Origin of the sequence: Gardnerella sp. DNF00747, from assembly GCF_049262675.1 — a bacterium.
Taxonomy (GTDB): domain Bacteria; phylum Actinomycetota; class Actinomycetes; order Actinomycetales; family Bifidobacteriaceae; genus Bifidobacterium; species Bifidobacterium swidsinskii.
On the sequence record NZ_CP058394.1, the window covers coordinates 607,877 to 619,549 of the forward strand.

At 43.7% G+C, this 11,673-nt stretch carries 5 protein-coding genes and 1 riboswitch; of the genes, 2 read left to right on the forward strand and 3 right to left on the reverse strand.

Going from position 1 to position 11,673, the window contains the following annotated elements:
• Nucleotides 1-449 precede the first annotated feature (449 nt).
• A complete protein-coding gene (locus HXT32_RS02195) occupies nucleotides 450-6,149 on the forward strand; it encodes a GA module (protein ID WP_422119862.1) in 5,700 nt (1,899 codons plus the stop codon).
• A 235-nt stretch (nucleotides 6,150-6,384) separates the two neighbouring features.
• Nucleotides 6,385-6,921, forward strand: coding sequence for a peptidylprolyl isomerase (locus HXT32_RS02200; RefSeq protein ID WP_004108678.1), 537 nt, complete (start codon nucleotides 6,385-6,387; stop codon nucleotides 6,919-6,921).
• A 330-nt stretch (nucleotides 6,922-7,251) separates the two neighbouring features.
• On the opposite strand, the gene thiC is transcribed toward HXT32_RS02200, so the two are convergent.
• The 3 genes from thiC to HXT32_RS02215 form a co-directional block, all read right to left on the reverse strand.
• Entirely contained in the window at nucleotides 7,252-9,909 is a 2,658-nt protein-coding gene (thiC, locus tag HXT32_RS02205) for a phosphomethylpyrimidine synthase ThiC (protein WP_012914246.1), read from the reverse strand.
• Nucleotides 9,907-10,012, reverse strand: a riboswitch (TPP riboswitch). (Overlaps the previous gene by 3 nt.)
• Before the next feature lie 64 nt (nucleotides 10,013-10,076).
• The gene (locus HXT32_RS02210; RefSeq protein ID WP_004108684.1) at nucleotides 10,077-10,757 is read right to left on the reverse strand and encodes a methionine ABC transporter permease; all 681 of its coding nucleotides are present in this window, start codon (nucleotides 10,755-10,757) and stop codon (nucleotides 10,077-10,079) included.
• A 2-nt stretch (nucleotides 10,758-10,759) separates the two neighbouring features.
• Nucleotides 10,760-11,608, reverse strand: coding sequence for a methionine ABC transporter ATP-binding protein (locus HXT32_RS02215; protein WP_004108686.1), 849 nt, complete (start codon nucleotides 11,606-11,608; stop codon nucleotides 10,760-10,762).
• Nucleotides 11,609-11,673: the final 65 nt, after the last annotated feature.

The following is an 11,673-nucleotide window of genomic DNA, read 5'->3' on the forward strand; positions in this document are numbered from 1 at the left end:
TTGCGGCGTGTCGTAATTTTTTTTCATAAATATTATGACGTCTTAACATGTAATTTATACGTATTCATGCGTGATTTGCGAATTATGTGATTTACGCTACACAAATTATTGCATGAAAAGGTTTGCAATGTATGAATAGTTGAGTACCATATAGCTTGTAGGAATGTCAGTTTGCACATTTTTATGCATGCTTGAAATGTATTAAGAGAGTATGAAGCGTTGTGTAAATAGCAAATTGGTATGAAACAAAGAAGCGAATGCTAATTTGTTTGGCTGCTGCATTATTGCATATTACAAGTTATGCATAAGCAGAAACATAAAGAATACACATTATTGAAGTGAGGAATAATGACGAAGAAGATTATGAGTGCGAAGCATCTTGCCGATTTGCAAAAGTCTATGCAAAAGTCGAGTAACAGCGTTATTTACGCGCCACTTTCTAAGAGCGTGTGCGCAGCTATGCTCGCAGGCGCAATGGTGCTCGGGGGGGGGTATTCGTTTCCTCGCCTGCCTATGCTGACGGTTATGTAGACGGCACTGGCAACAATGTTTATTACGGTTTCAAAACTGATGCAAAATATGCCGAGGCTCATTTCAACATTGACGTTGAATATTACGATACTCTAGATCACGCCAAAGCTGGCGGTACTGAAGGCATAGACCCTCTTGGTAAATTTGTTCGCGTTCATTATCTTTCTAATTGCCACAACAATGCTACAGCTGACGATTGGCGATTCCGTCCAATGTGGTGGTTTGGTGTTCCTGCTGGTTTGAAAGATCCTCAAGATATTCAATTTAAGCGTATTGAAAAGTTAACAAAAAATGGCAAGGAGCAGGTTAAACCTGCTGGTTCTTCGCAATATATTACAACCGACGCAAACGGTTATGGCGCTGTTTCTGACAAACATTTTAATAGTCCTAAGGAATGGACTAATATTTCTAATTATTATTTTAGTGACGAAAAAATTCTTGCCAGCAAAGGCTGGAAACAGCTTGTGGGCTTGGATTCCAAAGACAATAAAGGCTACGATAATGCGGGCAATACCGCACAACAATGGGAAGAATACCAAAAGCAAACTCAAGGCCTTAAGGGTATTTTTGTAGACTGGGAATCTGCTGGTCAGCGCTGGTATGACATGACTTACGTTTCCGAAATGGAAGACAAAGCATGGAAAGAGCGTGACACCAATCCGCTTCGTTTTGCTGCTGGCGTGTATCGTTTTGCTGGAAATTGGCACTATGCGGTTGGCCAAAAACACAATACGCCAAAGATTGCGGACCATTTGAAGCTTGTGTATCCAGAGGTTACGAAGGTTAAGAAGACTAACGATTTAAGTGACGCCGAGCAAAAGGCTATTAAAGAAAAAATTGAAAATGCAAACGCAAACACAAAGCACTATAAGGAATTAGTTGCTGATAATGGTGTTGTGGTAAATAAGGACGGCTCTGCAACTATAACCTTCAAAGACAAGACGACTCGCACGATTCCTGCGAGCCTGCTTGTAACAAAAGACGAGTCCGATAGTGATAAGTATAAGCCAACTTTGCCTGATGCAATTCCTGTTGTAAATCCTAATTCATTAAGTGATGAAGATAAAACGGCTGTTATTGCTGCGTTCAAGAAGGCGAACCCTGATAGCAGCGAATTTAGCAAGCATCTTGCTAAGGATAATGCTATTGCTTTCGATAAAGACGGCAAGAACCTTGTTGTGACGTACAAGGACGGCTCCAAGGCTACTATTCCTGCGTCTGAGCTTGTATTCCAGGGGCCAAAAATCTCCGACTGGGCGCCGTACGTTGTGCCAGATGCGATTGAGGTTGATGACCTTACAAATCTTAAGCAAGAAGAAATAACTAAGATTGTCAATGCTTTTGATACAGCCAACACTGGTATTACGCCGTATGATGAGGCAAAGGAAAAGAATACAGAGAAGAAAGCTCCTGTATCGGTTGATTCTAAGACGGGCGACGCAACAATCAAATGGGCAGATGGCTCAACCACTACCATCGCCGCGTGGCAATTCCTAAAGCAGAAGCCAAAGGCTCCAGCTCCAGAGCCTCAGCCACCAACTCCAACTCCTGCTGCTGAAAAAGAGTTCATTGTTGAAGCGCCTGCAACCCAAACAAACGTCAACTTTGATCCTTTAAAGATGACGGAAGCTGATTTAACTAATCAACAAAATACTAAGACACTCGATGGTGCTAAGGCTTTATATATTGGTGAAAAGGGAAAAGACGCTAAGGATCCTTCCAAGAAAGTGAATATTAAAAGCGTCGAATATAGCGTTGACGACAATGGAGTGGGTTACATCACCTTTAACGCTGATGGCTATAAACCCGCAAAATATCCAATGAGCGTATTCTTCAAGCAAAAAACCGATAAGCAAAAACCAACCCCAGATGCCACTTTGCACCATCCAGGTCAGATGACTGCATATAACTATTATGTAGATCCAGTTGAAGTAGATAACGTTAATTCTCCTTCGCCAAAAGATCAGATTGCGGCGTTTAAGAAGTTTATCAAGAAGAACTATAATGTGGATATAACCGATCAAGAGGCTAGGTCTGCTTACAGTCTTAAAGAAAATGATAAGCCTGTAGCTGGTGTTACAAATATGCAACGCTATGTTAAAGGTCAAAATAATGGTGCAGGAGTTGTATCGTTTAGCCTTAATGCGGACGGAACCATAGCTGTTCAAGGTTTTGAAACTGGTGAGAATAGCTCAAAGAAACTGTTTGATGTTCCTCTGAAGGATTTATATGTTGCCAAATCACAGCAACAAAAAGATAACACCATTGATCATTTGAAGGCTCAGGCAAAAGCGCTGTTAGATAAACGCAGGAATACTGACAAGCTTACCAACGACGACTTGAAGCGCGCTGGTATCGAGGACCCTGATCAGCTGAATAATGACAAGATTGACGGTATGAGTGAAAAGGAGCTGCGCGATCTTATTCGCAAGCTTACCGATGCCAAGAAGGCTGAGCGCAAGTACAACGCACCTGCTGCAATTGAGGTTAAAGATCCATCTAAGCCTACTGAAGATGATTTCAAGAAGGCTGTTAAAGCATTCTTTGACGCTAATTATGATGGGCAGAATAATTTCCAAGTTACAACGAATGGCATGACTATTCCGTACCTTCCATCTGCTTCTGATCTTAAGCCAAAGTCTGGCACTGTTGACATGGAGATTGCTGACGATAATATCAAGTCAGTGACCTCAAGTGAAACTGGTAGCACGAAAGACTATAAGTCAATCGTCTTTAAGGATTCTAAGGGTACTCAGCTTTTCACTGTTGCTATTAGCTATAAGAAGAAGGAAGAATCTAAGCCTGCTCCAAATCCTGGTGAGGATGTCCTTAAGAAGATCAAGGAACAGGCGAATCAGCAAATCGACCGTAATCCTAACTTAACGAAAGAGCAAAAAGAAGAATATAAGAAGCAGATTGGTGATGCTACCACTGCAGACAAGATTAAAGAAATTCTCAAGAATGCTGCTGATAAGGGCAAGGAGAATGCAAAATCTACCGACCCGAATACTCAGCAAACTATAAACAACAACAAGGGTGGCGGTGACGCAAAGAAAGACGCCGAAAAAGAGCAAAAAGAAAAGGAAGATAAAAAGAAGGAAGAACAGAAGAATAAAGAGCTACAAGATAAGAAAACAGAGGTTTCTAATAAGATCGACAAGCTCGATAATCTAACTAAAGAAGAAAAGGATAAGCTCAAGGAAAAGCTGAATGGAAAGAGTGGGGATGCTACCAAGCCTGGTGCTAAGACTCCTGAAGAAGTTCAGCAGATTTTAGATGAAGCTAATAATCTTAATAAAGCGCACAAGGATGTTAGTGCTGGCGCGCTTCCATTCTTAAGCCACGGCAATGCTAACAGCGATGACGATAAGGCTCTTAAGGAGTTAATCGGTTCTGATCCAAGCAAGAAGGATGCAGCACTCACCGCTTTGGAAGCTGATCTTGCAAAGAAGGATCCTGCTGCTACTGCAGAAGAGATTAAGAATGCTCTTGATGCAGCCAAGCGCCAGAATGCGATTAACGAGCAGAATGCTAAGAATGCTGGTATTGCCAAGCTTGATGCTAAGAAGGCAGAACTTGATGCAGCATACAATGCTTTGACTGATGAGCAGAAAGCAAAAGCTAAAGATAAGTATGAAGCTGCCACTAAAGCAATCGATGATGCCAAGAACACTGTTAACAGTGCAACCAAGCCTTCTGATATTAAGAATGCTGTTGATGGCGTGAAAACTTCGTTTGATGAAGCAAACAAGGCAATCGAAGATGCTAAGGGCAAGCGCGATACTTCTCAGAACACATACGATGATCAGTCTGTACTTAATAAAGAAAAGGAAGATCAGAAGAAACGTATCAACGATAGTGATCTTCCAGAAGCTGACAAGCAGAAGGCCATTGATGACATCAATAATGCAAAGAAGATTGGCGACCCAACTGCTATTGCTAATCGCGCTCTGAAGGCTCAGAAGATTAAAGATGCGCTTGAAGCGATTGACAAGCTTGAGCATTTGAATGATGCGCAAAAGAAGGCGTATAAAGACATTGTCAACGGCACAGATGCTGGTAATCACAAGGATGATGACGGCAAAGACACTGGTGTTGACGACATTGACGATGCGCTCGCAAATGCTGCAAACACCGATAATGCTATGGCTCGTCTTGAAAAGCTGAAAGAGATCGCTGATAAGTTCGCTAAGGGCGACAAGTATAAGGGTCTGCAAGAAGGCAATGAGCAAAAGAAAGCGTTTGACGATGCTGCTACTGCTGCTGGAGCCGTGCTAGACAAAGCTAATGGCGATCCTAAGGATGCGGATCAGGTTAATGAGCTGTATAAGGATCTTCTTAAGGCAATGCAGGCGATTGATGACAAAGTTAAGGGTGCAGGCGTTAGTACTGATGCACTTCAGGCTGAAGTAGATAACGATTCTAAGCTTAAGCCAACGCCAGCTGATCCTAACGATTTCACTAAGCCGGCTACACCTGGCGATCCTCTGTACACGACCGCTTCTAAGGAGAAGAAAGAAGCATTTGACAAGGCACTCTCTGACGCGGAAGCGGCATTGAAGAAAGCTAAAGAAGATAACGAAAACGATAAGAATCCAGACTCTACTCCGCGCACTCCCGAGCAAGAGGCTAAAGATCAACAAGCGGTAGACGACGCACTTCAGAAGCTTGAAAATGCGCGTAAGGCGCTTGATGGTGTTGACACCAAGCCGTTGCAAGATGAGATTGATAAGGACAGCAAAGTTAAGTCGTCTGTAAAGTACACCAATGCCGATAAAGAAAAGCAAAAGGCGTATGACGATGCTCTTGCAGCTGCTAAGAAGCTCATTGCACAGTTGACTGGTAAGGATACTCAGCAGGGCGGTCAAGGTGGTCAGCAGCCAGATCTTAGTACAAAGGACGCTAAGCAGAAGGCTTTGGACGCTGCTCTTGCAAAGCTTAAGGCAGCTGAAGAGGCTCTTGACGGTAAGAAACCAACTCCGACCCCAACTCCAAGTCCACTGCCAACTCCTGGTTCTGGTTCTGAAGCTGGTTATGGTGTGAATGATAATGCGCCTACTACTGTGGATAAGGGTGAGTTGAATGTTCAGATTCAGGGTGCTGAATCTGATTCACAGCCTGGAAATGCTGGTAATGGTAACGCTGGTGCTGGCGTAAACTCGGGTAATGCAGGTAACGCTGCTAACACCAATGCTGCCAACGCTAACGCTAATAATGCTAATGGTGCAAGTTCTGCTGCTGTGAACGCTGCTGTTGAGAATAATCCTGCTGTGAAGCAGGCGGATGCTAAAGTTTCTAAGGCTCAGGCGGCTTTGGATGCTGCTTTGGCTGAGGCTAAGAAGGTTGCTGCTGATCCGAATGCTACCCAGGCTCAGGTTGATGCTGCGGTTAAGAATCTTTCTGCTGCTCGTAAGGCTTTGGCTGCTGCTAAGGCTCATGCGGCTGATGTTCGTGCTTCTGTGCGCGCTCAGGTGTTGAAGAGTGGTAGTGTTGCTCAGCTTAGTAAGACTGGTAGTGACGTGTCTGTGTTTGGCTTGTTTGCTGCAACTCTTAGTGCTGCTGGTGCTGCGCTTTTCTCAGCTAAGCGTCGTGGTACTTCTCGTCACAGTAGTAAGTAGAATATTTGCTAGCTGGTCTGGTTATTGCAGATCAGCTAGTTTAGAGCTGTTTAATGTTTGCTTAATTGTATTCAGTAAGTTTGCTGAGTATTGAGTTAATTAGCATAATGAAGTTAATGTAAAATGTGCCTTACTTTGCGTCTTTCTTTACTACGCAAAGTGAGGCATTTTTGTATGCGAATATTTTTATCTAACACGAATTGAAACAGTCGTGAAAATATGGGAGAATTACCACATGACTACAGTTATTATGCATACTTCTGAAGGCGATATAAAAATCAATTTGTTTGACAGTAAAGCGCCTGAAACCGTCAAAAATTTTGTTGGCTTAGCTACTGGTGAGCGCGAGTGGCTTGACTCATTCAGTGGAAAACCTTCGCATGAGCCATTCTACGATGGTTTAACTTTCCACCGCATCATTAAGGATTTCATGATTCAGGGTGGCTGCCCACTCGGCAATGGAACTGGCGGTCCTGGATACGAGTTTGACGATGAAATTGACGCATCCTTGAAGTTCGATAAGCCTTATTTGCTCGCTATGGCAAATGCTGGAAAGCGTCGCGGTCGTGACGGTCGTTTGCATGGCACTAACGGTTCGCAGTTCTTCATTACAACTGTGCCAACTCCATGGCTTGATGGCCACCATACAATTTTCGGCGAAGTTGCTGACGATGAATCGAAGGCGGTTGTCGATAAGCTCGAGGCTGTCGCAACGGATCGATCTGATGCTCCTCTTGAGCCTGTAGGTATTATTTCTATTGAAGTTTTGTGATTAAACGTTATTTGATTTAATACTCTTTAATATTCTTTAATACTAAAGTTCTTAATTGCTAATCCGACATTTTCTATACGCTTGTGTACAGAAAATGTCGGATTTTTGCTGTAAGGCGGCAGAAACTTTACAACGCATGCAACGGAAAGGTTGTATTAATAGAATTTAAATGCGGATATAAAGAAAGCGAGTCTTATAGCAAGCATAATAGCTCACTATAAAACTCGCTTTGGTTCATATCAACCTTCTTCTATTATTATTCGTTGTAAGTATTGTTATTGAAGCACTTGCAATTCAGTTTTTGCTTCCGCACTTCCGTACCTCATCATTTTATGCTTTCACGCTTTGATACAACGATGAGCCGGATTCTTGGAACTTTTTGCTCATCTCTTTCATACCATCGGCAATTGCCTGACTGCGTGCTTCTTCAACGAGCTGCTCCTGCTGAGCTGCTCCGCCAAAACGCTTACGAATATTTTGCGAAATAGCCATCGAGCAGAACTTTGGTCCGCACATCGAGCAGAAGTGCGCCATTTTTGCCGGTTCTGCAGGAAGTGTTTCGTCGTGGAAGGCGATTGCGGTATCTGGATCATAGCTTAAGTTGAACTGATCCAACCAGCGGAACTCAAAGCGAGCCTTACTGATTGCGTTGTCGCGATCCATAGCATGTGGATGATGCTTAGCAAGATCAGCTGCGTGGCAAGCGATCTTATACGCAATCACGCCTTGCTTCACGTCATCCTTGTTAGGCAACCCCAAATGTTCCTTAGGAGTCACATAGCAAAGCATTGCGGTGCCGTATCGCGCAATCTCCACGCCACCAATTGCGGAAGTAATGTGGTCATAGCCAGGTGCGGTATCCGTAGTCAAAGGACCAAGCGTATAGAATGGAGCATTCTGGCAAATTGCCTTTTCCATCTCAATATTCATACGCACAGTGTCGAATGGCACGTGACCAGGACCTTCAATCATCACCTGTACGTCATGCTTCCAAGCGATCTTCGTAAGCTCGCCAAGCGTCATAAGCTCGGAAAGCTGAGCCGCATCGTTAGCATCAGCCAAGCTACCTGGACGCAAACCATCACCCAAAGAGAATGCAACATCGTACTTTGCGAAAATCTCGCATAATTCTTCAAAGTGCGTATACAAGAAGCTCTCTTGATGATGTTGCAAGCACCATTCAGCCATAATTGAGCCACCACGAGAAACAATACCGGTTACGCGGTTTGCAGTAAGCGGCACGTAGCGAAGAAGCACGCCAGCGTGAATAGTCATGTAGTCAACGCCCTGCTCGCACTGCTCAATAACAGTGTCGCGGAAAAGCTCCCAGCTGAGCTTAGAAGCATCATCCTCAACCTTTTCCAAAGCCTGATACATTGGCACTGTTCCAATTGGCACAGGGGAGTTGCGCAAAATCCATTCGCGCGTTGTGTGAATATCGTTACCGGTGGAAAGATCCATAACGGTATCCGCACCCCACTTCGTGGCCCACGTAAGCTTTTCTACTTCTTCGTCGATAGATGACGTAACAGCAGAATTACCCATGTTTGCGTTGAGCTTAGTCAAGAAGCGCGAGCCAATAATCATAGGTTCAGCTTCAGGATGGTTAATATTGCAAGGAATTACAGCACGTCCGGCTGCAACTTCTTCGCGAACCAGCTCTACATCGCAATTTTCGCGCGTTGCAACATATTGCATTTCCGGAGTAGTGATTCCGTGGCGAGCGTACCACATTTGTGTAATCGGATGATCCGCGCCCTTCATTGGCTTATGCGTGCGTCCACGCCATTCTTTAGAAGCTTTGCCTCGCTTAATTGCGCGCTTGCCGTCGTCTTGAAGATTGCGCCTGCGACCCTCATATTCCACAACGTCACCGCGGTCGCGAATCCAGTCAAGGCGAAGCGGAGCCAAACCTTCCTTCGGATCGCACTTTGGACCTTCTGTATTGTAATCCTTAAAAGGCGGGTTAGGACCTACGCCAGGAGTATCCGAAAGCTTAATTTCCGTATAAGGAACTTCCAAATCATAAGAACCATATTCATACTCAAAATGAATTGGAGTTGTTTTGCGAATATGAGCTTTATCGCGCTGAGTGCATCCGCGAGCTGCAATGTCAACTCGCTGTTGTTTAGCTAATTTCGCAGCATCCTTTGCTTCTTTCGCATTAATAAAAGTTGGCTTCTTTTCTTGAGTTTCTGAAGATTTTGATTCAGAATTTTCTGCAACTATCACTCGCTTAGCGTAGCCGTGCTTTTCTTCACCTCGCACAGCTTTCCAATGTTCAACAAATTCACGCATAGTTGATTCTGGTGTTTCTGAAGAATACAATGCTTCAGAAACGAACCATCCTGCAGCCTTGGTGTGAGCGATTGTATCGATATCGTCGAGTGCAGTTCTTCCGCCAACTAGAACTGGAAAATCACTTGCGGAACAAATCGTATTAATTTTCGCTTCGTCCAGCGTTGTGTGATTTGCTTCCAATTCGTAAGCGGCAGTAGTGCTTTCGCATCCTTCTTCAGGATTGCGCATTGCTGTTACGCAAATGTAATCAATGCATCCATCTGGAAGTTCGTTTATTACTTTAACTAAGCTTTCGGTTTCAACAGATAAGCCGATTACAGCATCTTCGCCAAGAAGAGCGCGAGCCTCTCTAGGCTCCATGTCGCTTTGTGCTAAATGCACTCCGTCAACTTTGATGCTTTGATTGCGAGCTTGCCAAACGACATCAACACGCTCGTCGATAACAAAAGTTACAGAATCGCATTTGTTATTGTCTTCGATGATTTGTGCAATATCGCGTGCAATAGTAGTGATTTCTTTAGCGTTTTCATTGTTGCAATGAAGACGAATAAAAGTCGCTCCAGCGCGCAAAGCATCATCGACAATATCGGTAAGCGGACGATTATTACAAGCTTGTGGGTCTGCAATAAAGCAGGCGCTTAGATTAAATTGATTACGCATTGATGCGTACGGATAATTCGATGTCATACTAAAATCGTTGCTCCCTACGTTGTATTAACTAACAGGTTCGAAGGGTTAGGCAAACTAATACCATCTCAGCCTTCTTTCGAAAGCACCCCTGCAAAATGTCGAATTACCAGCAAGTTTACACGATTATGTGCATTTAATTGGTGGTGGGTATGTTGCGAATTTCTTTAGCGTTCGTGATGATTGATTGCGCGTGAAATAAAATCTCCCAAGCTTTGCACAATCTGCACGAGAATAATACAAAGGATAACAGCAACTGTCATCACATCGTATTGATAACGCTGGTATCCGTATCGTATTGCAATATCTCCGAGTCCGCCTGCGCCAACTGTTCCAGCCATTGCGGAGAATCCAAAAAGCGTAATAAATGTAAGCGCAGCTCCGCGAATTAGCGAAGGTAAAGCTTCCCACAGCAACACTTTGCAAACAATTTGCAATTTGCTTGCTCCAAAGCTTTGTGCTGCTTCAATTAAGCTTCCGTCAACTTCGGCTAAAGATTGTTCAACTACTCTAGCAACGAATGGTGCAGCCGTAATCACCAGAGGCACAATAGCCCCAGGAACTCCCAAAGAAGTGCCAACTATGAGACGAGTGAAAGGAATTATTGCAACTAATAAAATAATAAACGGCACAGAACGCACGATGTTAACAATCCAGCCTAGAACTGCGTTAATTGGCGCGTTGGGGCAAATGCCTTTTTTGTTTGATGTAATGAGAAGTACGCCAACTGGAAGTCCAATAAGGTATGCAAAAAGTGTTGCAACTGATGTCATTACGAGTGTGTCTTGCACGCCTTCAATAAGTAAGTTGCCGTAGTCGTTAAAAAATTGTGTAGCAGCTTCTAACATTGTTATTTCACCTCGTTGGTAAGCGCGTTTGTTTGTTCGTCTGTTTGTGCGTTTTCTGGCTTATTGTTAAGCTCGCTTGCAATCGTGCTTGTAATTTTAGCGCGATGATTTTCCTGTTTTTCATCTGCAATAAGAGTTCGCAAAATATCGCTTTGTGGATTTGCAAAAAGCGTATCAGTGTCACCTAATTCCACAATGCGTCCGCCATCAATCATTGCAACTCGGTCGCAAATATTTCGTGCTACAGCCAGCGAATGCGTAATAATAACAAGCGTTACGTTGAGTTCGCGGTTAATTCGGCTCAATAAATCAAGGATTTGCGCAGTAGTTGTGGAGTCAAGTGCGCTTGTTGCTTCGTCGCAAAGCATAATCGACGGATTATTCGCCAATGCTCGTGCAATTGCTACGCGCTGCTGCTGTCCGCCTGAAAGCTGGCTAGGGTAGCGGTTTGCAAAATCTTGTAAACCAACTAAGTCAAGTAAGTAGTTTGCGCGTTCTTCTCGTTCCTTTTTTGCAGTGTGATTCAGCTCTAATGGGAAAGTGACGTTTCGCAATACTGTACGCTGCTGGAAAAGGCTAAAATTCTGGAAAATCATGCCAATATTAGTGCGTACTTTTGCAAGTTCTTTATCTTTTACTTCGCTAATATCATTTCCGTCAATAATAATTTTGCCGGAAGTTGGTCGCTCAAGCAGATTCATGCAACGAACTAGCGAAGACTTTCCTGCACCAGAAGAACCAAGGATTCCGAATACTTCTCCCGATTCAATAGTCAGATTAATGTCGTGTAATGCTTCGTTCGCTTTGCTACCTTTGCCGTAGCTTTTGTGAAGATGTTCGATCTGAATCATGCTTTTCCTTAACAGATTATTGCTTTCTGTGTGAAATATACTTCGTTACTAACTAGAGTTACTAA